This window comes from Sagittula sp. S175, from assembly GCF_049800975.1.
In the GTDB taxonomy this organism is placed as follows: Bacteria; Pseudomonadota; Alphaproteobacteria; order Rhodobacterales; family Rhodobacteraceae; genus Sagittula.
The window spans coordinates 26670-48924 of record NZ_JBNAGB010000011.1 but is presented as its reverse complement, the minus strand read 5'-3'; the positions used below and the strand labels follow the sequence as shown (position 1 = coordinate 48924).

Genomic DNA, 22255 nt, shown 5'->3' with positions numbered 1-22255 from the left:
CCCCCCCCGGGTCGCTTGCCGAAGGCAAGCGAAACCGCTCGACAACACTCCGATCAATACGCTGCGTTCACCGCAAAAGCAGCGGCATCGCCAGCCAGTCCGCTATGGCGTCCGCAACCGCGTTGGGCTGTTCCAGCATGGCCAGATGTGCCGCTCCGTCGATTACCCGCAAGGCCGCTCCCGGGATGAGCTCTGCCATGAACTGATGGCGTTTCACCGGCAGTTGCCTGTTCTCGGCACCGCACATCACCATAGTTGGCATCGCCAGCTTGCGCAGTGTGCTTTGCTGGTCGCGCCGACGTTGCTGCGCACGGGTCTGGCGGATGAACACCTCTGACCCCAGACCTTGCGCCATGTCCTTGACCAGCGCGACGATCTCGGAACGCCACGGACTTGGGGTCAGTTCGGACAAATGCAACACCTCGTCAATCACGCTCTCGAATTTGCCTGTCTTTGCGCGAATGATCTGCGGGTCGCGCAAGGCCGCCTGCTGCGGCGTCTCGGGCAGCGGAGAGGTGTCGATCAGGCAAAGCCGCGTCAGCCGGTCCGGCGCGCGCCGTGCGACCTCCATCGCCACGACGCCGCCCATGCCACACCCCGCCAGTGCGAAGCGCTTCGGCAATATGTCCAGAAGGTTCGAGGCAATCTCCTCGGTGCGCTCCCCGCTGGTGATGGGGGCGGCCATGACCGCATGCTTGCGCGACAGCTCAGCAAGTTGAGGGCCGAAGAGCCGGGCGTCGCACATCATCTCGGGCAGGAAGACGATGGGCTCACGCATCCCGACGCGCCCTTTGCCCGCGTTCTGCCGCTGCCCTCGTCACCCCAACCCCTCGTGAAGACGTCTCAATCGTAAACGCAAGGTAACAGAAGCAGGACCAAGCGAAAGGGGGCGGGCGAGAACAGGATGAAATTTGCCCAAACCTCCGCGAAACGTGAAAGGGCCGCGCTCCCTTGAACGCGGCCCTTGAGACACCTGTCATACGGTGATGTCTACTGCGTCTTGATTTCATCCCAGAACACGCCGAGGTGCTTGGACACGATCTGCCCGTAGCGCTCGCTTTCCTTCAGCGCCGCCAGCCCCGCGTTGAAGCGGTAAAGGAAGGTCGTTCCCCGCCAGTGGGTCTTGGAAATCACCACGTGCAACCCTTCCACCGCCAGCGGTTTGTCCAGCGGCACCACGCGCCCGCGCAGGCCCATTTCCTCGATCGTCTGCGCCCCAAGGAAGACGTTCACCGTCACGGCATCCACTTCGCCGTCCAGCAGCTTCTGAAAACAAGCCTGCGGGCTCTCGGCCTGCACCAGCCTTATCAGACCTTTCGTGATCCACTCTCGGCCCGGGCGGTCCAGATCATGCGTGAAATACCCCGCCGGACGGCACAGCGTCTTGCCCACCACGTCGGCATCGTCACGGTAATCAAAGCCGCTGTCGGACTTCACGAACAGCAGCACGAGGATCTCCACCAGCGGATCGCTGAAATGGAAGTTGGCGCAGCGCTCGTTGTCCGGCGTCGCGTCGCAGTCGGGCTTGTACCAGGGGAAGCCCATGTCGAACGTCTTTTCGGCCAGAGCAGGAAAGAGGTGCTTGGACCAGTCGTCTTCCCAGGTGATCGAATAGGTCACCGGCGCGGGCGTCGACTCCATCGCGGCGTTGACGATCTCGGTGATCATCCCCTGCCCCGGCCAGTCCTGATCGGTAAAGGGGGCAAAGTTGCCGCCTGTCAGCAGCTTCAGCTCGGCGTTGTCCACCCGCAAGGGCGTGGCGTCCTCGACCACCTTCTCGGTGCCCGGCTCGCAGGGCAGCCTCAGGCTGTCGCCCGGCGCGACCTGAAACACAGAAGACTGCAAGGCCGCCTCGTTGGCATAGTAGATAAGCGTCCATTTCTCCGGATCGCCGTACTTGGTCTGCGCGATGGTAAAGACCGTGTCGCCGGGCTTCACCACGTAGTCTTCAGGCGTGCAGCTCTGTGCGGATGCTTCGCCGATGCCCAGCGTCAGGGCCAGTGTGGCGACCACTACGGCCGCCGCGTTCCTCCTGAATGCCATGGATCAGAGCCCCGCCCAGATGCTCGACATGTGCTTGTCGACGATCTTCAGGTATTCGCCCGAGGCGCGCATCTTCTCCAACCCATCATTGAAAGCGGCGATCAGCGTATCGGCGCGCGGGTTCGAGGTATGCGCCACCGCGTGCAAGGTCTCGATGGCCAAGGGGCGGCTCAGTTGCAGCTCAACCGCATCGTTCAGGCGCATGTCGCGCAGCACCACCCGGCCGGTGAACTCGTTGATCGCGACCCCGTCGGCCTGCCCGGACACCAGCCGCATAAAGCATTCCTCGGCCGTTTGCGCCTGCTGCAGGCGCGCACCAACCTTCGCCAGGTAACCCGCGCTCTGGCCTTCCCGCGTTGCGGCGGCATGACCCAGCGGCGCACAGACGCGCAGCCCGGCAAGGTCTGACTCGGCACGATAGGTCACGCCCGAACCCTTGGCCGTGAACAGCACGACCAGCATCTCGAACATCGGCTCCGAGTAGACGAAATCGGTGCACATCCGGTTCGTCGTGCCCTCGGCACACTCGGGCTTGCGCCAGGGAAAGGCGATGTCGACCATTCCTTCCGAAAGCATCGGATCGAGGTGCGCCGACCGGTCATTGATCCAGTAGATCTTGTGTTGCCCGGTGTCCTCGTTGTTCACGAAGGCGCGGTTCACGATGTCGGTAATCATCCCCGATGACATCTGCAAACGGTTGGTAAAGGGACGGAAGTCGTCTCCCGCCAGCAGCTTCACGTCGACGCCCCGCTTGCGCTCTGCCTCGGCACGGGTGCGCTGCGCCTGAGTTTCCTGCGGCGGCGGAGCGACGGCGGTCGTTTCGACCGCAGCCACCTGTTCGATCGGCGTGCCGCCCTTCAAGCCTTTGGGAAGACCGTTGATGCACGGCATCCGGTAGGTCTGGCCCACCTGGATGGCATCCGGAGCCGGGATCTTGTCGATGTTAGTGCGGAAGATGGCGGTCCAGGCACCCACGTCTTTATAAAGATGGTCAGCGATCAGCGTCAGCGAGTCTCCCGGCTGGACCTTGTACAGGCCGCCACAGGTTTCCTGTGCGGATGCCCCCATTGTTCCGGCAAGCACGAATGCCGCCGCCCATACGCTGGCGCGCGTGACCATGTCGATTTCCCCCAAAGTTATGCCGCGAAAAATGCCCGGATATGGTGGGACTGGTCAACGCTACATCTAGGGAATGTGGTCTTGTCCATATGTATCAATGACTTCGCACACGATAGTGCGACGATCACCATACGTCCGAATCGCCAGTCCCGTGTATCGGACGACCTTATCCACAGAATCAAATCTCGAACCGCCGAAACGGTTGACCGGTTAACGTTAGGTTAACACATCCGCGACATCACCACAAAAACTAGCCTTTGGAATAGATGGAACACTCCTTTGGGTCAGGCCCCCGTTCAAGCCTCGGATGCAAGGATCTGCATCCAGACCGCAACGGCGTCGAACAGGGTCCATTCGCGACGCAGCCCCTCCGGCCCGAATTCGGCATGGCTGATTCCCATGATGTGGACATGCGCACCGGTCGGGCGGCCGAACAGTCCCCAACCCTCGTGCCGTCCGGTCAGCGACCAGCGCAGCGCCGCGCGCGGCGGAAGCATCGGTTCCTCGAGTCCAATGCGGTGATGCACCACGAATTGCGCGCCCGGCAGCGCCTGCCGCAGCCCCAGCCAGAACCGCTCTGCAGCAGCCCAACCGTGGCATTCCGCGCCGCCCGGATAATTCAGATGACAAGCGCGGTCATATTGCTCCGGCACGACCGACAACTGCCCGGCCATGAGCCGCTCCAACAGCAACTCGAAGGCCAGCCCCCACGTGCTGTCGTTGCCTTTCCCGGTGTAAGGACCGGGCACGTCGACTTCGGGGCAAAAGACGGGCTCTTCGCTCCCCGGGTCCTCCAACCGCGCCCGGGCAAAGCCTTGGACATCTTGGCCGATCTGAGAGAGTATTGCAGCGGTATCAACCACTTGCCATTCGTCACTGATCTGGTTGGCCTTGGCAAAGCGGTCCGCCATCACACGGTAGCGCAGCGCCTTGCCCGTGGGACTGCCCCACGCGCTCTCGCCGGAATGTCGCCCGACCACCACCATGCGATGTGATCCGAGGAAACCCCGCCGGTCGGACCCGGTCCAGATGACTTCCTCGCCAAGCAGCCTGCGATCCGGAACGGCCGCCATGTCCGGCAGTCCCGCGGCCAGAACCGCTCCCGGCCCCTGTGCCACGCCCCGCGCATCGCGGTGAATGATGGCCGGGTGATAATAAGACGGCAGCGCCGCCGCCAACCCGCGCTCCTCCCAGATTTCACGGGCCCCGGTCAGAAAATAGTCCTGAATATCCCTAAACCGTGCATCGAATTCCTTCATGTCGCCCCTCCGGCCTGTCTCGCCCTAGGGGATCGCTCAAATTGATGAAAATCCGTTTACCAAGCTGCGGCATGCCCCTGACAGGCTCCCACGCTCGTGCTTCTTTGGTTTCAAAAATACCCTCGGGGGAGTCTCCAAAGGAGACGGGGGCAGAGCCCCCTCTTCCCGTTGGCGGATCATCAACTCTCTGAATATCCGGCCCAGCGGAACTGCCCCTCCGGTCCCAGCGCCGAGAAGGGATTCCAGGCCACTTCCCAGATATGCCCCTCGGGATCGGCAAAATAGCCGATATGCCCGCCCCAGAACACGTCATGCGCCTCCCGAAGCACCTCGCCACCGGCAACGCGCACCGCATCAAGAACAGCGGCCACCTCGTCCTTTTCGCGCACATTGTAGGCATAGGTCGCAGCGCCGTGGCCCAGACGCTCCACCGGCACGCCCATATCGCGCGCCAGATCCTCCAGTCCGTACAGCCCAAGCGACTGTCCGATCAGATCGAACACCACGATGCCGTCCTGGCTTGGCACCCGCGCCCAGCCCAGCGCCTCGTAAAACGCGGCCTCTGCGGCGATGTCCCGACAGCCCAGCGTGATGAGGCTTACCCTTTGATCCATCGAAAATCTCCTGTTCGTACCGCCGTCAGACCTACCCGGAACCACTGCCAGTTTCCGGCGGCAGGCTGCGCACCCAGTCCAGCACGCGCGCGGCAATCGGCGCGGTCATTCCGGGCGACATGATGTCCCCTGCGATGACGTGATGCCCGGGATCGTCCCCGGCCCCGGTCTCCACGGCAAATATCTCTGCCGCAGCGCCCCAGTCCGCCGCGATCTGTCGTGTGCGCGCGTGGTCCACCAATGCGTCGCGGTCGTCGAAGACAAACAGCCCCGGCACCCGCGTCGCCCCATGGTCCATGGCGTTCACCGCCTTCACCGCCTGCCCCATGGGCAGCAGGGCCACCGAGGGGTAACGCGATGTCCAGAAATGCCCATGCGCCTCGGAGGACGGCGTAAACCCGCGCTCCCGCCCCGCCAGAAGCGGCAGCCACCAACGTGCGCCGGGCCATGTGGTCAACACGGCCTTGGGATCGCGCACCCGGTAATTCGGTGCCAGCATCACCGCCCCCGCAACGCCCCGCGCCATATCCTGCTGCAACGCCAGCGTCAGCAGCGTGCAGCCGGTGGAGCATCCCATGACCAGCACCCGCCTGCCGATCCGCCGCCCGATTGCCAGCGCTTCGGCCATATCCTCCATCCAGCCATCCAGCGTGGCCTCGGCCATAGCCGGCCCGGACCGCCCGTGCCCCTTCAGCCGCGTGAAATGCAGGTTCGCCCCCAATGCCTCGGCCACCCGGTCCGGCAGGGGTCGCAGTTCCTCGGACGTAGCCGAGAACCCATGCACGTAGACCACCGCCCAATCCGTGCCGGTCTCGGGCGCGCCATGCCAGACGACACGCTTCGCGACTCCTTCGCGCAGGTCCGGCACGCGCGCCTCCTGCACCGAAAGGAACAGGTCGACGCCACCATCCAGCTGACGTTCGTCGAACCGCGCCGAGGTCACCCGCCGACCTCGATGATGGCCTTCTCGACCAGCGCAAGGCAGTCCGGCGTCGAAAACCGATGGTCCGCCCCCTTCACCAGCGTCAGCGACACGTCCGGCCCCTCGATATGGTCCAGCAAAGTCAAGGCCGTTGCCCGCGTGACCGCCTCGTCCTCGGTGCCCTGCAACAGGCGCACCGGCCAGTTCATCCTCAGGGACGCGCGCAACACCAGGTTGCGCCGCCCGTCCTCGATCAGCTTCCGAGTCACGACGTAGGGGTCTTCATAGGCAGAGGGCAACAGCACCTGCCCGTCCTCCATCACCTGTCGGCGCTGCTCGTAAGAGAAGCTCGCCCAGAACCCGTCCTCGGTGAAGTCTGGCGCGGCGGCGATGCCGACGAACCCCGCGACCGACTTCAGCCGCCGCGCGAGGATCGACGCGATCCAGCCCCCCATCGAGGACCCCACCAGCACGACCGGCCCGGTGCAGACGTGACGGATCACCGCCTCGGCATCTGCCGCCCAATCGCCGATACAGCCCAGTTCAAAGATGCCCCCCGATTGCCCATGCCCGGCGTAGTCCAACCGCAGGAATGCCCGCCCGCGCGCCTCTGCCCAGGCCTCCAGATGCACCGCCTTGGTGCCTTCCATGTCCGAGCGGTAGCCGGACAGGAACACCACGCAGGGGCCATCCCCTCCGGTATACGCATAGGCCAGACGGTCGCCGCGTGGTCCGTCGATGAAGGCAATCTCTGCCATGAAAATCCTCCCGTGTTGTCCTGACCTTAGCGCAACTGTTGCAAAGGCCAAGACCCCGACCCACGCGCCCACCGCATGGCTCTGCGCGAGGAACACATGGCTGGACACAGGGGACCGTCATCCCGCGCGTCCCGTAACGCCAAGCAACACGCCCGCGCGGCCAACAGAAGCAGCCATCGGACATCCAAATAAAAATGTCCCGGCCTTGTCGGCCGGGACACATCTTTCCGTCAGGACCCAAAGGATCAGTTGTTGGCGGCCACGAAGGTCTCGGGGATCGCGTATTCGTGGATGTAGTCCACGATGGCCAGCGCATCGTCAGCGGCCTGCGTGTAGGCATCCAGCGTCCCCTCGGCAGAGACATTGGCGTTGCCAAAGACCACCTCGTAGACGTTCACCGTCTCAGCCACCCACGATCCGTCCGGCTGCTGCACCAGCACCTCGGCGGTCACGTCGGCGTAGGTCGACACCCGGTCATAGGTAAAGCTGCTGTAGTCGATGTCGGAATAGGTCACCGACCCGATCGTCTCCGTGTTCACGCCGATGAAGGCGTTGATGTAGGCGATCTCGTCCGAGGTGAACTCCCCCGACTTGTCCGTGGCCGCGGCAAGGAACGCCACCGATCCGGCGAGGTCTTCGGCGGTATAGGTGCCATCGACCATGTAGTCGAAGTCCGTGCCCGGCAGGTCATCGACGCCCGGGATCGTGCCCGTGGTCATTAGCGAGACGTAGATCGCGAGGTTCTCCAGCGGCGAATCGATGGTCTGCTCCACGCCGTCCACCGTCAGGACCAGACGCCCGGCGGCATCTGTCGTGATCTGGGTCGCGGCGTTGAACAGGTCGATCACCTCGTCGGCGCGACGATCCAGAACCGAGGTCGGCGCACGCCCGACGTTCAGTCGCCCGATTTCGACCTCCTGGGCGAGGCTTTCGTCCAGCGGATGGCCGTCCTCGTCCAGCGGGATCAGGTTGCCGTCGGCGTCCAGCGGCTGCGGAAAGCCCTCGGCGGACAGGATCGGAACCCCGTTGTCATCGCGCAGGATCACGTAAAGGTCGCCAAACAGGTCACCCTTGGTGGTGCCGGAATTGTCCGGCTGACCGCCTCCGACGCCGTCCTTGCCGCCGGGAACACCGGCCCAAAGCGGGCGGTCAGAATCGTCATCTTCGCCTGTCAGGTCCAGGAACAGGTCCGTCATGGGCTTGCCCGTGGTGGCCTCGGCCTGAGCAGCCATCTGGCCACCGGCCTCCGCCCCACCGGTCCGCGCCGCCTGCTGGTTTACGCCGTCATCCCCTTTCACGACCGGAGCCGCAGGGGCCGCCTGAACCACCGGAGCCTTGGCACTGCCGGACCGGCTGGTCGATGCCTTGCTGGTAGCCGGTTTGCTTGCCCCAGACGACTTTGCCCCGGCAGAACCGCCCGCCCCTTCCGGCTCCACGATGGGCGCATCCGGATCGACGGTATGGCCGGAACTGCCCTGCTGCGAGGTGGCGGACTTGCCACCCGCGCCAGAGCCAGAGCCAGAACCCGAGTCAGACCCGCCCGAGCCGCCACCATCACCGCCGCCGCCATTGCCACCATCACCGCCGCCGCCACCATTTCCGGCAGCAAAGGCCGGAGGGGCGTCGAACATCACGAGTGTTGCCGGCATAGCCGCCATGATGAGGGCGACCGTACCAAGAAGTTTCATCTTTCCAGATCAGGTAAGCATCGTCTTGTTCCCTTTCGCGGCGCATCGACCCAGCGTCGATACGCGGTCAAGCTCGGCAAGCTCAGGGAGAGTTTATCGCACTGTCAGACCGCCCAGTTTAATACGGCACAAGTTGCGCGAAAAAATGCAAATTCTGGCCACTAAAAGTTAACGCCCGCGCCGGAATCACCCGTCCACGCTTTGCGCCAGCACGCGACTGATCGTGGTCAGGCTTTCGCCGCTTTCAGCTTTCCACTGGTTGAACGCCGCCTGAACCGCTGCCCAGCCCTTTTTGGAGGTCGGCAGTTTGTCCACCACGCCTTCTGCCCGCAACCGGGCCACGACCGAAGAACTGAGGATGTAACTCTCCACCCCCATCTGACGCATCACGTAGGCGCCCGTCGTTCCGCCCAGCCGCGCGCCCCGGTCCTTCAGCCACAGCGCAAGCCCCGCGAAATCCTCCGACGGCCAATCCGCTATATAACGGCCAAAGGACCCGTGCTCCGCCGAGACCTCCTGTATCAGCACCGCGTTTTGCTGAATCGCCCGCACCTTGGGCGGCGAACGGATGATCCGCGTGTCCGTGATGAGTTCATCGAACCAATCCTCGGACATATGCGCCACCCGCGCCACGTCAAAGCCGTGAAAGGCCTCGTTGATGCCCGGCCACTTCTTTTCGACCACGGTCCACGAGATGCCCGCGGGCAACAGCGCCCGCGCCATCTGCGCCAACCAGTCCCGGTCGGGAGTGGCGGCAATCTCGTCGCCCGTCTTCACCTTCGGCATATCCGCCAGCACCACCGACCGCCCACCTTTTCGGTCCGCCGCGATGTCGAGGATTTCTTCAAATGACCGCATCACTCGGTACTCCTTTTTTCCGTGGAAAAAAGGTCACCCCTCCTCGACCTCGTCAAGCCCCAGCGCCAGCAAGCCGCCACAAACTGACAGAGCCGCAAACCCTGACAGCGCCACCACCGGCCCAAAGGCCGACAGCACGCCCCCCAGTGCGCCCACCGCCAGCAGCAACACCCCGATCAGCGTATTCGCCAGCGCCGCGTAGGACGACCGTGCGTCCTCCGGCGACATGTCCACGAGGTAGATCGACCGCCCCTGCCGCACACCGTGATAGGCCACCATCAAGCCGAAGAGCACCACCGGGATCACGTATCCGCTGGCCAGCCCCATGACCTCCAGCACCACCGCCAGCGCCATGAACCCCGCCGCGACGAAGCCCGACAGCGCCAGCACCAAGCGCGAGGAGCGGTCCGACAACCGCCCCCAGACATAGCTGGACACGAAGGCCGCCGCCGAAGACGCCAGCAGCAGCGCGCCCAGCCCTGACAGCGCGTCCTGCCCGCCACCCAGCAGCACGAAATACGGCGGCGCGAGCGCCGTCACGGTCAGCGCCCCGCGCGCATAGATGAACTGCCGGAACTGCGGATCGGTCTTCAGCGGCGTCAGGTCGATGCCAGGGGCCTCCGGGTCCGGGTCCGAGGCTTTCTCTTCCAGCGTCGAAAACACCGCCCCGGCGCCGAGCCACAATACCGCCGCCAGCCCGATGGCGATCACCACCGGTCCCTGCGCCTGCCCCGTGCCAAAGATCAGCACCAGCGCAAAAACCAGCACGGCGAAGGATGCCACCGATCCCGCCACGCCCGTCACCGCGCCGCGCCGCGTCTTGGCCACCGTCTTGCCGAGGATGTCCTTGTAACTCACCGACCCGAGCGACCGGCTGATCGCCAGCAGCGCCAGCGCTGCCGCGATGGCCAGTCCCGCCGCCATGCCATCCAGCGTCAGTGCCGCGAGCGCGATCAGCGCAGCGCCGATCCCCTGCCCCACGACGCTTGTCACCCAGGCCCACTTGCGATGCCGCAACGCCTCGACCCGCCCCGCCAGCAGGATCTGCGGCAACAGCGCCCCCGCCTCGCGGATCGGCACGAAACTCGACACCACCGCCGCCGGAACACCCAAGGCATTCGCCAGCCAGCTCAGCACCAGCTTCGGGTCGATCAGTCCGTCCGCCACCTTGTTCATCGACAGCGACAGCATGTGCCGCAAGCCGTTGCGGGCCTCGACCTCCGGCGCATCCTCGGCCCCGGTCAACCGGTCGTAAACCTCACTCGTCGTATCGCTCATCTCGCATCCCTCGCGGCGCTTGACAGCCCCGCCCTGCACCGCCAATGAGGGCACCGTAAACCATAACCCGCAACCGGGCGTTCCGTGGGCGCCAAACCGACGAGGAGACGAGGCCGATGGCCCAGATTTCCCTGACTTTCCCAGATGGCTCGAAACGTGACTTCGACAAGGGCGTGACGCCCGGCGAAGTGGCTGCCAGCATCTCCAAATCCCTCGGCAAGAAGGCGATTTCCGCGCAGGTCGACGACCAGCACTGGGATCTCGCCTGGCCGATCGAGGCCGATGCCAGCATCGCCATCAACACCCTGCAGGACGAGGCCCCGGCGCTGGAGCTCGTCCGCCACGACTTTGCCCACGTCATGGCCCGCGCCGTTCAGGCGATCTGGCCGGACGTGAAGGTCACCATCGGCCCCGTGACCGAACACGGCTGGTTCTACGACTTCGACCGCGAAGAGCCCTTCACCCCCGAGGACCTCGGCGCCATCGAGGCGAAGATGAAGGAGATCATCAACGCCCGCGACGAAGTCCGCACCGAGGTCTGGGACCGCGACCGCGCCCGCAAGTACTACGAGGACGCGGGCGAACAGTACAAAGTGGAACTCGTCGACCGCATCCCCGAGGGTGCGCCGATCCGCATGTACTGGCACGGCGAGTGGCAGGACCTCTGCCGCGGCCCGCACCTGCAACACACCGGCCAGCTGCCGGGCGACGCCTTCAAGCTGATGGGCGTCTCCGGCGCGCATTGGTTCGGCGACACCTCGCGCAACCTGCAACGCATCACCGGCGTGGGCTTCCGCAACCGTGAGGAGCTGAAAGCGCACCTCAACTTCCTTGAAGAAGCCGCCAAGCGCGACCACCGCCGCCTTGGCCGCGAAATGGACCTGTTCCACCTCCAGCCCGAGGCCCCGGGCCAGATCTTCTGGCACCCGAACGGCTGGACAATCTACACCACGCTTCAGGACTACATGCGCCGCCAGCAGAAGAAGGGCGGCTATGTCGAGGTCAACACCCCACAGGTGGTCGACCGCAAGCTGTGGGAAAAATCCGGCCACTGGGAAAAGTACCAGGAAAACATGTTCATCGTCGAAGTGGACGAGGACCATGCCCGCGAAAAGGCGATCAACGCGCTGAAGCCGATGAACTGCCCCTGCCACGTGGAAATCTTCAAGGTCGGCCTGAAATCCTACCGCGACCTGCCGCTGCGCATGGCCGAATTCGGGTCGTGCGCGCGCTACGAACCCTCGGGCGCGCTGCACGGCATCATGCGGGTGCGCGGCTTCACGCAGGACGACGCGCATATCTTCGCCACCGAGGAACAGATCGGCTCCGAATGCCAGAAGTTCATCGACTTCCTCTCGGCGATTTACAAGGACCTCGGCTTCGCCGAATTCCGCGTGCTGTTCTCGGACCGCCCGGAGAAACGCGCGGGATCCGACGAGGTCTGGGACAAGGCCGAATCCGCCCTGCTGGCCGCGACCCGCGCCGCAGGTGTCGAACCGGAAATGAACCCGGGCGAAGGCGCCTTCTACGGGCCCAAGCTTGAATTCTCGCTGACCGACGCCATCGGCCGAGTCTGGCAGTGCGGCACCTTCCAGGTGGACTTCGTCCTGCCCGAACGGCTCGACGCGAACTACATCGGCGCGGATGGTGAAAAGCACCGCCCCGTCATGCTGCACCGCGCCTGCCTCGGCTCCTTCGAGCGGTTCATCGGCATTCTGATCGAGGAACACTCCGGCAAGCTGCCCTTCTGGCTCGCACCCCGTCAGGTGGTTGTCGCCTCGATCACCTCGGACGCCGATGACTACGTGCACGAGGTCGTCGCGCAGTTGCAGGCTGCAGGCGTCCGCGCCGAGGCCGACATCCGCAACGAGAAGATCAATTACAAGGTCCGCGAACACTCGCTGGGCAAGGTCCCGGTGATCCTCGCCGTCGGCCACCGCGAGGTCGAAGAGCGCACCGTCTCTGTACGTCGCCTGGGTGAGAAACAGACGTCGACGGCAACGCTCGACGCGATCACGTCGGAACTGGGTCTCGAGGCCACGCCGCCGGACCTGCGCTGACAGTGCTGAAATGACGCTGAAGGGCGGCCTGACTGGCCGCCCTTTTGCTTGCGGCGCGACCACCTCACCGCGCCCCGGGCTGTAACATCGCTGACGAACTGCGTGAGCAAGCTTTCGCCGACAGCCCTCCACCCCGCGCGCCTGTAACAATTCGTCGGGCAAAGCGCCTGACCAAGCGTCAATTGTTACGTCAACTCCGCGATTCGCCCTTTAATTGCAGGCTTTCGCACCGCCTCCCCTCTCACATCGCCATGACGCGCGCTGACAGCGGCGTGACCCACAGGCCCGTGAATGGCCGATCCGCAGACTGCGCGGCATCGTCAGGGCACCGCCTCGTCATGGGGACGACCGGCGGAAACGGTTACGCAAACAACCACACGGAGATTACACAATGACCGCACGCATCAAGACCGTCGCCCTCATGGGCGCCTTCGCCGCCGCCATGTCCGCAGCATCGGGCGCATCGGCCATGGAGCAGGAAAAGTGCTACGGCGTCGCGCTGGCTGGTGAGAACGGCTGCGCCGCCGGTCCGGGCACGACCTGTGCCGGCACCTCTACCGTCGATTACCAGGGCAACGCCTGGACGCTGGTGGACGCAGGCACCTGCACGACCATCGAACTGCCCGCCATGGCGGACGGCCACGCCCGCATGGGCAGCCTCGAGGCGCTCGACCGCGACCTGCCGAACGCCTGAACCACGCGTAGGTCGGGGTTATTCCCCGACCTGCCTTCCCCAAGCGAGGCCGCCCATGTTCGACCGTTCCAACATACTCCCGCCCGCCCCCGGCGTCGGCTACAAGCCGCAGCACCACACCGCGATACTGAACGATCCCGCCCCCGTCGCATGGCTGGAAATCCACGCCGAGAACTACATGGGCGACGGTGGCCGCCCCCACGCGCTTCTCCGCGCCCTCTCCGAACGCTTCCCAATCTCGGTGCACGGCGTCGGCCTGTCGATCGGCGGCGAAGCGCCCCTCGATCGCGACCACCTCGCCCGCCTGCGCCACCTGAATGACTGGCTGCACCCCGCCTCTTTCTCGGAACACCTTGCATGGTCCACCCATGACGGGGCCTTCCTCAACGACCTCCTCCCCCTGCCCTACACCAACGCGACCCTCGCCCGGGTCTGCACCCATATCGACCAGGTGCAAGAGGCCCTTGATCGCCCGATGCTGCTGGAAAACCCCTCCAGCTATCTCGCCTTCGCCGAAAGCACCTGGGCCGAGCCCGACTTCCTGCACGAAATCACCCGCCGCACCGGCTGCGGGCTGCTGCTGGACATCAACAACGTCTTCGTGTCCGCCACCAATCTCGACTTCTCGCCGCAGGACTACATCGCGCACTACCCGCTGCATGCCGTGGGCGAAATCCACCTCGCGGGCCACGACACGCAGGAGGACGAGCACGGCGCGCCCCTGCTGATCGACAGCCATGGACGCGAGGTCGCCGATCCCGTCTGGCGGCTGCTCGACCTGACGCTTGCGCGCTCCGGCCCGCTGCCGCTGCTCATCGAGTGGGACACCGACGTACCGGACTGGCCGACGCTTGCGACCGAGGCCACCCGCGCCGCAGACGCCCTGACCCGCCTCGCCACACCGGCAAACCACGGCGTGCCCGCATGACGTCCCTCATCCCTCAGGAACAATTCCGCGCCGGGCTGCTCGACCCGTCACAGCCCGCGCCGCCCGGTCTGCGCGACGCGCTTGGCCGCCCCGCCGGACGCCGCTACGATGTCTACCGCAACAACGTCACCGCCTCCGTGCGCGAGGCGCTGGAGACCGGTTTCCCGGCCACCGCCAGCCTCTTGGGCGAACGCAACTTTGCCAGCGTCGCAACGCGCTACCTGCGTCTCACCCCGCCCGCCTCGCCAATCCTCATGCTCTACGGAGAGACCTTCCCGGCCTTCCTCGAAACCCTCCCGGATCTCTCCCACATGGGCTACCTGCCCGATCTGGCGCGGCTGGAGCTGGCGCTGCGTCAATCCTACCACGCTGCCGATGTCCCGCCCTTTGCGCCCGACCGCATCGCGTCGCTGACAGAGGCGCAACTCGCCCACGCCCGCCTGACCCTTGCGCCCGCCACGCGCCTTGTCCGCTCCCCCTGGCCGATCCTCCAGATCCACCGCCGCGCGCTTGACCCCGGCAGCCCCGCACCCAAGCCCGTGGCCGAGGACATTCTCATTACCCGCCCGACACTCGACCCGCTGCCGCGTGTTTTGCCCAAGGGCGGCGCGGATTTTCTGCAAGCCCTGAGGCGCAGCCTGCCACTGGCAGAAGCCGCAGCCACCGCAGGCCCCGACTTCGACCCGACCGCGACGCTGACGCTACTCCTCAGGGACGCGGCCATTGCCACCCTGCACATCGACGGAGATGCCATATGATCCGCCTCGCCACGACCCTGCTCCCGGCCATCCATCGCCGGCTCGACCGCCTCACTCCCTTGCTACCGCTCCTGCTACGCGCGGCCTTTGCCGCCAGCCTGTTCGGCTACTACTGGCAAAGCGCGGGGACAAAGGTCTTTGCCCGCCAAGGCGGCGGCCCCTTCGACATCTTCACATTGGAATCAGGCGTCTACGCGCAGATCTTCCCCCGCCAGTTCGAGGCTGCGGGCTATGACCCATCGAAACTGAGCCTGTTCCACGACCTTGTCGCCGCCATGGGCACATTCGCCGAATTCGCCCTGCCCCTGCTGATCGTGCTTGGCCTCGCCACCCGCCTCGCCGCATTGGGGATGATTGGCTTCATCGCCGTGCAGACCGCCACCGACGTGTTAGGTCACGGCGGCACGCTGGGTCGCCTCTTCGATGCCCGCTATCAACTGATCGACGAACGGCTGCTCTGGATCACGCTTCTGCTGGCGCTGGTCATCACCGGCGCGGGCGCACTGTCCCTTGACCGACTGGTGACCCGGCGTCTGCCCGGCACCCGTCCCGTCACTGCGTAGGGCGGAGACTCCCTGCCTGCGCCTGTCAGACGCCCAGCGCGGCCTGCGTGGCCTTGTCCCAGCCCAGATACATCGCTGCGCCATCCACGATAAGCGGCCGTTTCATCAGCGTCGGGTTCGCGCGGATCAGATCCAACGGTGCGCCCTGCCGGGCCGCCGCATCCATCTCGCGCCACGTCGTCGACCGCGTGTTCAGCACCCTGTCACCAAAGCGTTCAAGCGCGGACATCAGCACCTCGTCCGGAACGCCCTCCGCGCGCACATCGACAAACGTCGCGCCCTCCAGCGCCTTCAACGCTTTCCGACAGGTGTCACAGGTTTTCAAACCATACAGAACCATGCGCCGTCCTCGCCCGCTTTGTGCCCAAACCTCGTTAACCAAGTTCACATAAACGGCCCTCCACTGAAACACGATTCAGTTTTTCTTGATTTTTCCGAAAGCGACCTATCCAAAAGTAGAGTGACCTTCGACGATCTGCGACCGACACGCAGGGATTACTGCGCTTCCGGTTCTGAAAGGCGAACGTGACAGGGTGGCCCCACCCTATCATGGGGCCTGACGATGGACTTGGAAAGGAGCGCGGAAACCATGCCGAGCGGCACCGTGAAATGGTTCAACACCACCAAAGGCTACGGCTTCATTGCGCCTGACGAAGGCGGAAAAGACGTTTTTGTACATATTTCAGCAGTCGAGCGGTCCGGTCTGACCGGCCTCGCGGACAACCAGAAAGTCAGCTTCGAGCTGCGTGAAGGCCGCGACGGTCGCACCATGGCCTCGGACCTTCAGCTCATGTGACGGTTACCGGAACGAGTTTACGGGCCGCGGCCAGTTTCGCGTCCCGTCAAGCCAAGCGTTAACCCGATTTGCTTAAAATGAGAGCGACTCGGGATTTGGTACATGCGTCCCGGAAAAGGAGGACGTCATGCCCATCCTCGGCAACACAACCGCGCTCATCACCGCTGCGCTTCTGGCCACAACCGGTTCGGTCTTTTTCGGGGTTCAACGCCTGCCGCCCCTGACCCAAGCCGATGCCGAGACCTTTCCGGAATTTCATCCTTTCCGGTTGCGCAGTGGCATTCGCAAGGTCGCAACGGACCCAATGGCCTATTGCAAGGCGCAGCTCTCCGGCGTCAATTGCGGCTGCTTCAACGCCACGGCCCGCCAACTGCTGAACAGCCGCAATCCGCGCGCAAGCGGTTGGAAATATGCCGACGATTGGGACCTGGTCAGGACACAGGCCGCCGACGTCTGCAGTTAACTCTGCCCGGCACCTGCCGAAAAGATCAGATTGTCGACACTTGGTGTGCGGCTGACCTCATCCGGCAAGGGTCTCGTTAACCCGATCCCGCCAGACTGTACCCGCGCCGGGCGACGACAAATGCGACCCGGCCTGGGAAAGCTTGCATGCCACTTGTCGGGACCAATGCCATCCTCATCGCCGCCGGGCTATTGACCACCGGCGCGCTTGTCGTCGGGGTACAATTCCTGCCCCCCCTGACGCAGCCCGATGCCGGCACATTCCCCGAATTCCAGCACTATCGGCCGCTCGACGGCCAGCGCGGACTGCTTGAGGCAAAGGATGCCAGCGGCCGCACGCAGGTCTTCGACCCTGCGGCCTACTGCCGCGAGGAATTGCCCGGCGTGAACTGCGCCTGCTTCCGCCAGACCGCAGCGCAGGTTCTGGCAGACCGCAACCCTCGGGCCGCAGGCTGGCGCTACGCCAACGACTGGGACCTCGCCCGATCTCAGGCCGAAAGCGCCTGCCGCTAGCGATCACGCCGCCTGCAACCGCTTGGCCTCCTGCCCCGCCAGACGGATCAGCTCCTTCATGTAGGGCTTCTCCAGATCCTCCGTCCGCACCGCCGCATACAACCGGCGCGTAACCCCGTCCTTCGTCAAGGGCCGCGTGATGTAGTCCGAGGAATACTTCACCTCGCGCACCACCCAGTCCGGCAGCACCGACACCCCGCGATTCGACGCCACCAGCAGCAGGATCACCGCCGTCAGTTCCACCTGCCGGATTGCCGCCGGTTCCACCTTGGCAGGCGTCAGCAACAGCTTGAAGATATCCAACCGAGCGCGGTCTACCGGGTAGGTAATCAGCGTCTGCCCACGGAAATCTTCTGCGTCGATATAATCCTTCTCCGCCAACGGATGCTGCGCCGAGGCGACGAAGACCGGCGCATAATCGAACAGGGGCACGAATTCGACCCCCGGCAATTCCTCCGGATCGGAGGAAATCACCACGTCCACCTCTTCCTTCATCAGCGCGGGCAGCGCGTCAAAGGCCAGGCCGGGGCGAATATCCACGTCCACATCGCCGAATTTCTTGCGAAAACCCTCCAGCACCGGGAACAGCCATTCGAAACAGGCGTGGCACTCGATGGCGATATGCAGCCGCCCGGACCGCCCCGCACGCAGACCCATGAACTCTTCCTGCGCGGCTTCCACCTGCGGCAAGACTTGCTCTGCCAGCCTCAACAGCCGCATCCCCGCCGCCGACAGTTTCATCGGTTTGGACCGCCGCACGAACAATTCCACCCCGGCCTGATCCTCCAGCCCCTTGATCTGATGGGACAAAGCGGACTGCGTGATGTTCAGCACATCCGCCGCCTTTGCCAGCCCGCCATGGTCGTGGATCGCCTTGATTGTCCGCAGGTGACGGAATTCGATATGCATATTCACCTCATGTTGAAGATGAGTTTTATGAGTTTGCCTCACCATGCTGCAAGTGCCATATAGAGGACAAGACGCAAACAGCAGCCGATGCGTCGCAATCGCGACCCGGCCCCGAAAGATAGAGAGACAGACCATGACCCGCCCCGAGATCAGCCTCGAATTCTTCCCGCCGAAAAACATCGAAGGCACCTTCCGCCTCTGGGACTCGGTGCAGGTGCTTGCCCCGCTGGCGCCGCGCTTCGTCTCCGTGACCTACGGCGCCGGCGGCACCACGCGCGATCTGACCCGTGACGTGGTGGCCACCATCCACAAGCATTCCGGCCTGCGCACCGCCGCCCACCTGACCTGCGTCGACGCCACGAAGGAAGAGACCCTGCAAGTCGCCCGCGACTTCGCCAAGGTCGGCGTCACCGACATCGTCGCCCTGCGCGGCGACCCGCCCAAGGGCTCCAACGGCTTCGTGCCCCACCCCGAGGGCTTCGCCAACTCGGTCGAGCTGATCGAAGCGCTGGCCGAGACCGGCGACTTCACCATCCGCGTCGGCGCCTACCCGGACGTCCACCCCGAAGCCGCGACCGCCAAGGCCGACATCGACTGGCTGAAGCGCAAGCTCGACGCCGGTGCCTCCGAGGCGCTGACACAATTCTTCTTCGAGGCAGAGACCTTCTTCCGCTTCCGCGACGCCTGCGCAAAGGCCGGGATCGACCAGTATATCACCCCCGGCATCCTGCCGATCGAGAACTGGAAAGGCGCGCGCCGCTTTGCCGAGGGCTGCGGCACCAAGATCCCCCAGTGGGTCGTCGACGCCTTCGAGACCGCCGAGCGTGACGGTCGGTCCGACCTGCTGGCCACCGCGATCTGCACCGAACTCTGCGACGAGCTGATCCAGGGCGGCGTGGACAAGCTGCATTTCTACACGCTCAACCGCCCGGAACTGACCCGCGACGTCTGCTTTGCCCTCGGCGTCACGCCGGAGCTGAAGCTGGAAAACGTCGCCTGAGCCAAGGCGACCCAGACAAAGGAAACGCCCCGCGCCTGATGGCCGGGGCGTTTTGCATTCTACCATCACGCGGCGAAGGCCGCGCCGCTCACCCCTTGTGGGTCTGCACCCAGGCTGCGAAGCGTGCCATGAACCCCGCCAGGAACTCGCGGCTGCCTTCCACGACACCGCCGTCGGTCAGGATATCCTGCACCTTGCCGACATAGGCTTCCGGCTGCTGCATGGTTGGCATGTCGAGGAACACCAGCGACTGCCGCAAATGGTGGTTGGCACCAAAGCCGCCCGTCGCCCCCATCGAGGCCGTCACGATCGCCGCCGGTTTGCCGCCCCAGACGCTCTCGCCATAGGGGCGCGAGCCAACGTCCAGCGCGTTCTTCACCACCGCAGGGACGGAACGGTTATATTCCGGCGTCGCGAACAGCACCGCGTCCACATCCGCCATCTCGCCGCGAAACCGCGTCCAGGCCGCGGGCACGCCCTCGCCCTCCAGATCGGGGTTGTAAAACGGCAGGTCGCCAATCTCGACAAACCGGAAATTCATTCCCTCCGGTGCCAGCGCAATCATCGCCTCGATCAAAGCGCGATTGTAGGATCCGTCGCGCAGCGACCCCACCAGAACGGCAACTTCGTAACTCATTGTCATCTCCTTGTCCCGCCCACCAAGGGCGCTTGACCCAGAGATAACCCGTCCGACAAAAATGTCGCCTGCCCATGGCCGAACACAGCCTGTGCGCGAAACCACGCCCCTGCTTCTTCTTGGCGCAAATACCTCCGGGGGAGTCTCCGAAGGGGACGGGGGCAGAGCCCTCTACCGACCTTTCATCCCGCGGCACATGGCGGCGCCCAGCCCTTTACCGCAAGGACGGGGGTCGCGCGTCCACCCAGACCCCGCCGCTCTCGGCCACGGCGGCAATCGCCGCCATCGACCGCAAGCCATCTACGGCCTTCGGATACAGGTCCGCCGCCGGGTCCATCACCCGCCCTTCCGCCCGCGCCCGGATCGCTTCCGCAAGGTCGGCATAGATGTTGCCAAAAGCCAGCGGCATCCCCTCCGCATGACCCACCGTCACGCGGCTGGCCCGGTCCGCCTCGGGCGACAGCCCGCCCTCGCCGCGCTCGATCACCGTCTTGCGCCCGCCCAAAGGCATCCACATCAACTGGTTCGGCTGCTCCTGCGCCCAGGCCAGCCCGCCCTTCTCGCCGAACACCTGCAAGGTCAGCCCATGCTGCCGCCCCAGCGCCACCGAGGATGTCCACAACCGCCCCACCGCGCCCCCGTCGAACCGCAGGTTGACCTGTGCGTCATCCTCTAGCACCCGCCCCTCGACACAGGACACACAATCCGCCGCCAGCCGCTTCACCTCCTGCCCGATGACAAAACTCGCCATATGCAGCGCATGAATGCCGCAATCGGCAAACTGCGCCGAGACCCCCGCCTGTGCCGGATCATACCGCCAGCGCACGCGCGGGTTCTCGGCATCATCACCGCCCGCGTGATGGCCATGCGCGAACTCCGCCACCACCAGCCGCACCCGGCCCAGATCGCCCCGCGCCACCATGGCCCGCATGTGCCGCACCAGCGCATAACCGGTGTAGCCATAGTTCACCGCGCAGATCGCCCCTGTCTCGCGCGACAACGCCACGATCTCCTCGGCCTCGGCAACGCTCATGGTCATGGGCTTCTCACAAAGCACATGGATACCCGCCTGAAGGAAGGCCTTGGTGATCTCGAAATGCGTCGCATTGGGCGTCGCCACCGTCACCAGTTGCACGCCGCCCTGGCGCCCGCGCTCGCCCTCCAGCATCTCGCGCCAGTCGCCATAGCCGCGCGCGATGCCCAGCCGCACCGCATAGGCCCGCCCCGCCTCCGCCCGATGATCCAAAGCGCCGGCAACGAGGTCAAAGGCCCCGTCCAGCCCCGCCGCCAGACGGTGTGCCGGACCGATCTGGCTGCCTTCACCGCCGCCGATCAACCCCCAATTGATCTTCCGCATTCATCCCCTCCCCAGACCAGAATGCTGCACATGCGATACACATGGTTTCCGCATGGTTTCTGCATGGATTCTGCATCGCCAAAATCCGCCGGAACCGCCGGATTTTCTGCACCTGCACAGCCCGGTTTCACCCCGGCAAACGCTTCACCAATCCCAGCTTCTCGCGCACCTCCGCAGGCCCGATCACCCGCGCGCCCATGGCCTCGATGATGCCCTTCGCCCGCGCGACCAGCTGCGCGTTCGTCGCCAGAACACCCTTGTCCAGCCACAGGTTATCCTCCAACCCGACGCGCACATTGCCCCCTGCCAGCACGGCGGCGGCAACATAGGCCATCTGGTTGCGCCCCAGCGAAAAAGCACTGAAGGTCCAATCCCTTGGCACGTTGTTCACCATGGCCATGAAGGTGTTCAGATCGTCCGGCGCGCCCCAAGGCACACCCATGCACAACTGCACCAGCGCCGGTCCCTCCAACACGCCTTCCTTCACCAGCTCCTGCGCAAACCACAGGTGCCCGGTGTCGAATGCCTCGATCTCCGGCTTCACCCCGGCCTCGGTCATCATCCGCCCCATGTCCCGCAACATCCCGGGCGTGTTGGTCATGACGTAATCGGCCTCGGCGAAATTCATCGTCCCGCAATCGAGCGTGCAGATTTCCGGTTTGCATTCAATCACATGGGCGACCCTTTCCGCCGCGCGCACCATATCCGTCCCGGCCTCTTTCAGCGGCAACGGCGATGATGTCGGGCCAAAGACCATGTCGCCCCCCATCCCCGCCGTCAGGTTCAGCACCACGTCCACATCCGCCGCACGGATCAGATCCGTCACCTCGCGGTAATACTCCAACCGTCGCGACGGCGCCCCCGTTTCGGGGTCGCGCACATGGCAATGCACCACCGCCGCCCCGGCCTCAGCCGCCGCGATGGCGCTCTCGGCAATCTGCGCAGGCGAGCGCGGCACATGCGGCGAGCGGTCCTGCGTCCCCCCCGACCCGGTCACGGCACAGGTGATGAAAACCTCGCGATTCATCGTCAACGGCAT

Annotated in this window: 24 protein-coding genes; 9 read left to right on the top strand and 15 right to left on the bottom strand. The window is 64.9% G+C overall.

Going from position 1 to position 22255, the window contains the following annotated elements; genetic code table 11:
• Positions 1-67: 67 nt before the first annotated feature.
• From ACP16H_RS14840 to ACP16H_RS14795, 10 genes are all read right to left on the bottom strand, one after another.
• Positions 68-778, bottom strand: a complete 711-nt coding sequence (locus ACP16H_RS14840) for an alpha/beta fold hydrolase (RefSeq protein ID WP_425072876.1) — start codon at positions 776-778, stop codon at positions 68-70.
• A gap of 212 nt (positions 779-990) precedes the next feature.
• On the bottom strand, positions 991-2043 hold the full coding sequence (locus ACP16H_RS14835; RefSeq protein WP_425072875.1) for a transporter substrate-binding domain-containing protein: 1053 nt from the start codon (positions 2041-2043) through the stop codon (positions 991-993).
• Positions 2044-2046: 3 nt separating this feature from the next.
• On the bottom strand, positions 2047-3162 hold the full coding sequence (locus tag ACP16H_RS14830) for a LysM peptidoglycan-binding domain-containing protein (RefSeq protein ID WP_425072874.1): 1116 nt from the start codon (positions 3160-3162) through the stop codon (positions 2047-2049).
• Between the two features lie 296 nt (positions 3163-3458).
• Positions 3459-4421: an ester cyclase gene (locus tag ACP16H_RS14825; RefSeq protein WP_425072873.1), complete on the bottom strand. Its 963-nt coding sequence runs from the start codon at positions 4419-4421 to the stop codon at positions 3459-3461.
• A gap of 179 nt (positions 4422-4600) precedes the next feature.
• Entirely contained in the window at positions 4601-5035 is a 435-nt protein-coding gene (locus ACP16H_RS14820; protein ID WP_425072872.1) for a VOC family protein, read from the bottom strand.
• Positions 5036-5066: 31 nt separating this feature from the next.
• Complete coding sequence (locus ACP16H_RS14815; RefSeq protein WP_425072871.1) at positions 5067-5978, bottom strand: alpha/beta hydrolase; 912 nt, start codon at positions 5976-5978, stop codon at positions 5067-5069.
• Positions 5975-6715, bottom strand: a complete 741-nt coding sequence (locus tag ACP16H_RS14810; protein WP_425072870.1) for an alpha/beta hydrolase — start codon at positions 6713-6715, stop codon at positions 5975-5977. Before ACP16H_RS14810 ends, ACP16H_RS14815 begins: the two co-directional genes overlap by 4 nt.
• A 245-nt stretch (positions 6716-6960) precedes the next feature.
• Positions 6961-8403, bottom strand: a complete 1443-nt coding sequence (locus ACP16H_RS14805) for a hypothetical protein (RefSeq protein WP_425072869.1) — start codon at positions 8401-8403, stop codon at positions 6961-6963.
• Between the two features lie 186 nt (positions 8404-8589).
• Entirely contained in the window at positions 8590-9261 is a 672-nt protein-coding gene (locus ACP16H_RS14800; RefSeq protein WP_425072868.1) for a DNA-3-methyladenine glycosylase I, read from the bottom strand.
• 33 nt (positions 9262-9294) lie between these two features.
• Positions 9295-10539, bottom strand: a complete 1245-nt coding sequence (locus ACP16H_RS14795) for an MFS transporter (protein ID WP_425072867.1) — start codon at positions 10537-10539, stop codon at positions 9295-9297.
• Positions 10540-10655: 116 nt separating this feature from the next.
• Between ACP16H_RS14795 and thrS the strand changes: the two genes are divergently transcribed.
• From thrS to ACP16H_RS14770, 5 genes are all read left to right on the top strand, one after another.
• Positions 10656-12599, top strand: a complete 1944-nt coding sequence (gene thrS / locus ACP16H_RS14790; RefSeq protein ID WP_425072866.1) for a threonine--tRNA ligase — start codon at positions 10656-10658, stop codon at positions 12597-12599.
• Between the two features lie 391 nt (positions 12600-12990).
• The gene (locus tag ACP16H_RS14785; RefSeq protein WP_425072865.1) at positions 12991-13293 is read left to right on the top strand and encodes a DUF2282 domain-containing protein; all 303 of its coding nucleotides are present in this window, start codon (positions 12991-12993) and stop codon (positions 13291-13293) included.
• A 55-nt stretch (positions 13294-13348) separates the two neighbouring features.
• Positions 13349-14221 carry a DUF692 domain-containing protein gene (locus tag ACP16H_RS14780; RefSeq protein WP_425072864.1) on the top strand — a complete coding sequence of 291 codons (873 nt, stop codon included), beginning with the start codon at positions 13349-13351 and terminating at the stop codon, positions 14219-14221.
• Positions 14218-14979 carry a putative DNA-binding domain-containing protein gene (locus tag ACP16H_RS14775; protein ID WP_425072863.1) on the top strand — a complete coding sequence of 254 codons (762 nt, stop codon included), beginning with the start codon at positions 14218-14220 and terminating at the stop codon, positions 14977-14979. Before ACP16H_RS14780 ends, ACP16H_RS14775 begins: the two co-directional genes overlap by 4 nt.
• Positions 14976-15542, top strand: a complete 567-nt coding sequence (locus ACP16H_RS14770; RefSeq protein ID WP_425072862.1) for a DoxX family protein — start codon at positions 14976-14978, stop codon at positions 15540-15542. Before ACP16H_RS14775 ends, ACP16H_RS14770 begins: the two co-directional genes overlap by 4 nt.
• Positions 15543-15567: 25 nt before the next feature.
• On the opposite strand, the gene ACP16H_RS14765 is transcribed toward ACP16H_RS14770, so the two are convergent.
• On the bottom strand, positions 15568-15882 hold the full coding sequence (locus ACP16H_RS14765; protein ID WP_425072861.1) for an arsenate reductase family protein: 315 nt from the start codon (positions 15880-15882) through the stop codon (positions 15568-15570).
• Between the two features lie 249 nt (positions 15883-16131).
• Between ACP16H_RS14765 and ACP16H_RS14760 the strand changes: the two genes are divergently transcribed.
• The 3 genes from ACP16H_RS14760 to ACP16H_RS14750 all read left to right on the top strand — a co-directional run bounded on the left by ACP16H_RS14760 (position 16132) and on the right by ACP16H_RS14750 (position 17313).
• On the top strand, positions 16132-16338 hold the full coding sequence (locus ACP16H_RS14760; protein WP_425072860.1) for a cold-shock protein: 207 nt from the start codon (positions 16132-16134) through the stop codon (positions 16336-16338).
• A gap of 127 nt (positions 16339-16465) precedes the next feature.
• Complete coding sequence (locus tag ACP16H_RS14755; RefSeq protein ID WP_425072859.1) at positions 16466-16801, top strand: hypothetical protein; 336 nt, start codon at positions 16466-16468, stop codon at positions 16799-16801.
• 146 nt (positions 16802-16947) lie between these two features.
• Positions 16948-17313, top strand: coding sequence for a hypothetical protein (locus ACP16H_RS14750; protein WP_425072858.1), 366 nt, complete (start codon positions 16948-16950; stop codon positions 17311-17313).
• A 3-nt stretch (positions 17314-17316) separates the two neighbouring features.
• Here the strand turns inward: ACP16H_RS14750 and ACP16H_RS14745 are convergent, their stop codons facing one another.
• Positions 17317-18222: a LysR family transcriptional regulator gene (locus tag ACP16H_RS14745; protein ID WP_425072857.1), complete on the bottom strand. Its 906-nt coding sequence runs from the start codon at positions 18220-18222 to the stop codon at positions 17317-17319.
• A gap of 133 nt (positions 18223-18355) precedes the next feature.
• Here ACP16H_RS14745 and metF point away from each other — a divergent pair, with 133 nt between their 5' ends.
• Complete coding sequence (gene metF, locus ACP16H_RS14740) at positions 18356-19222, top strand: methylenetetrahydrofolate reductase [NAD(P)H] (RefSeq protein WP_425072856.1); 867 nt, start codon at positions 18356-18358, stop codon at positions 19220-19222.
• A gap of 88 nt (positions 19223-19310) precedes the next feature.
• Here the strand turns inward: metF and ACP16H_RS14735 are convergent, their stop codons facing one another.
• From ACP16H_RS14735 to ACP16H_RS14725, 3 genes are all read right to left on the bottom strand, one after another.
• Entirely contained in the window at positions 19311-19865 is a 555-nt protein-coding gene (locus ACP16H_RS14735; protein WP_425072855.1) for an NADPH-dependent FMN reductase, read from the bottom strand.
• Positions 19866-20073: 208 nt separating this feature from the next.
• Positions 20074-21216, bottom strand: a complete 1143-nt coding sequence (locus tag ACP16H_RS14730) for a Gfo/Idh/MocA family protein (protein ID WP_425072854.1) — start codon at positions 21214-21216, stop codon at positions 20074-20076.
• Positions 21217-21343: 127 nt separating this feature from the next.
• Entirely contained in the window at positions 21344-22255 is a 912-nt protein-coding gene (locus tag ACP16H_RS14725) for a 3-keto-5-aminohexanoate cleavage protein (RefSeq protein WP_425072853.1), read from the bottom strand.

What these genes read in the sequence shown, in the direction of transcription:
- ACP16H_RS14840 (WP_425072876.1), bottom strand. Translation starts at nt 778, where the DNA reads ATGCGTGAGCCCATCGTCTTCCTGCCCGAGATGATGTGCGACGCCCGG.
- ACP16H_RS14835 (WP_425072875.1), bottom strand. Translation starts at nt 2,043, where the DNA reads ATGGCATTCAGGAGGAACGCGGCGGCCGTAGTGGTCGCCACACTGGCC.
- ACP16H_RS14830 (WP_425072874.1), bottom strand. Translation starts at nt 3,162, where the DNA reads ATGGTCACGCGCGCCAGCGTATGGGCGGCGGCATTCGTGCTTGCCGGA.
- ACP16H_RS14825 (WP_425072873.1), bottom strand. Translation starts at nt 4,421, where the DNA reads ATGAAGGAATTCGATGCACGGTTTAGGGATATTCAGGACTATTTTCTG.
- ACP16H_RS14820 (WP_425072872.1), bottom strand. Translation starts at nt 5,035, where the DNA reads ATGGATCAAAGGGTAAGCCTCATCACGCTGGGCTGTCGGGACATCGCC.
- ACP16H_RS14810 (WP_425072870.1), bottom strand. Translation starts at nt 6,715, where the DNA reads ATGGCAGAGATTGCCTTCATCGACGGACCACGCGGCGACCGTCTGGCC.
- ACP16H_RS14805 (WP_425072869.1), bottom strand. Translation starts at nt 8,403, where the DNA reads ATGAAACTTCTTGGTACGGTCGCCCTCATCATGGCGGCTATGCCGGCA.
- ACP16H_RS14800 (WP_425072868.1), bottom strand. Translation starts at nt 9,261, where the DNA reads ATGCGGTCATTTGAAGAAATCCTCGACATCGCGGCGGACCGAAAAGGT.
- ACP16H_RS14795 (WP_425072867.1), bottom strand. Translation starts at nt 10,539, where the DNA reads ATGAGCGATACGACGAGTGAGGTTTACGACCGGTTGACCGGGGCCGAG.
- thrS (WP_425072866.1), top strand. Translation starts at nt 10,656, where the DNA reads ATGGCCCAGATTTCCCTGACTTTCCCAGATGGCTCGAAACGTGACTTC.
- ACP16H_RS14785 (WP_425072865.1), top strand. Translation starts at nt 12,991, where the DNA reads ATGACCGCACGCATCAAGACCGTCGCCCTCATGGGCGCCTTCGCCGCC.
- ACP16H_RS14780 (WP_425072864.1), top strand. Translation starts at nt 13,349, where the DNA reads ATGTTCGACCGTTCCAACATACTCCCGCCCGCCCCCGGCGTCGGCTAC.
- ACP16H_RS14775 (WP_425072863.1), top strand. Translation starts at nt 14,218, where the DNA reads ATGACGTCCCTCATCCCTCAGGAACAATTCCGCGCCGGGCTGCTCGAC.
- ACP16H_RS14770 (WP_425072862.1), top strand. Translation starts at nt 14,976, where the DNA reads ATGATCCGCCTCGCCACGACCCTGCTCCCGGCCATCCATCGCCGGCTC.
- ACP16H_RS14765 (WP_425072861.1), bottom strand. Translation starts at nt 15,882, where the DNA reads ATGGTTCTGTATGGTTTGAAAACCTGTGACACCTGTCGGAAAGCGTTG.
- ACP16H_RS14760 (WP_425072860.1), top strand. Translation starts at nt 16,132, where the DNA reads ATGCCGAGCGGCACCGTGAAATGGTTCAACACCACCAAAGGCTACGGC.
- ACP16H_RS14755 (WP_425072859.1), top strand. Translation starts at nt 16,466, where the DNA reads ATGCCCATCCTCGGCAACACAACCGCGCTCATCACCGCTGCGCTTCTG.
- ACP16H_RS14750 (WP_425072858.1), top strand. Translation starts at nt 16,948, where the DNA reads ATGCCACTTGTCGGGACCAATGCCATCCTCATCGCCGCCGGGCTATTG.
- ACP16H_RS14745 (WP_425072857.1), bottom strand. Translation starts at nt 18,222, where the DNA reads ATGCATATCGAATTCCGTCACCTGCGGACAATCAAGGCGATCCACGAC.
- metF (WP_425072856.1), top strand. Translation starts at nt 18,356, where the DNA reads ATGACCCGCCCCGAGATCAGCCTCGAATTCTTCCCGCCGAAAAACATC.
- ACP16H_RS14735 (WP_425072855.1), bottom strand. Translation starts at nt 19,865, where the DNA reads ATGACAATGAGTTACGAAGTTGCCGTTCTGGTGGGGTCGCTGCGCGAC.
- ACP16H_RS14730 (WP_425072854.1), bottom strand. Translation starts at nt 21,216, where the DNA reads ATGCGGAAGATCAATTGGGGGTTGATCGGCGGCGGTGAAGGCAGCCAG.
- ACP16H_RS14725 (WP_425072853.1), bottom strand. Translation starts at nt 22,255, where the DNA reads ATGCCGTTGACGATGAATCGCGAGGTTTTCATCACCTGTGCCGTGACC.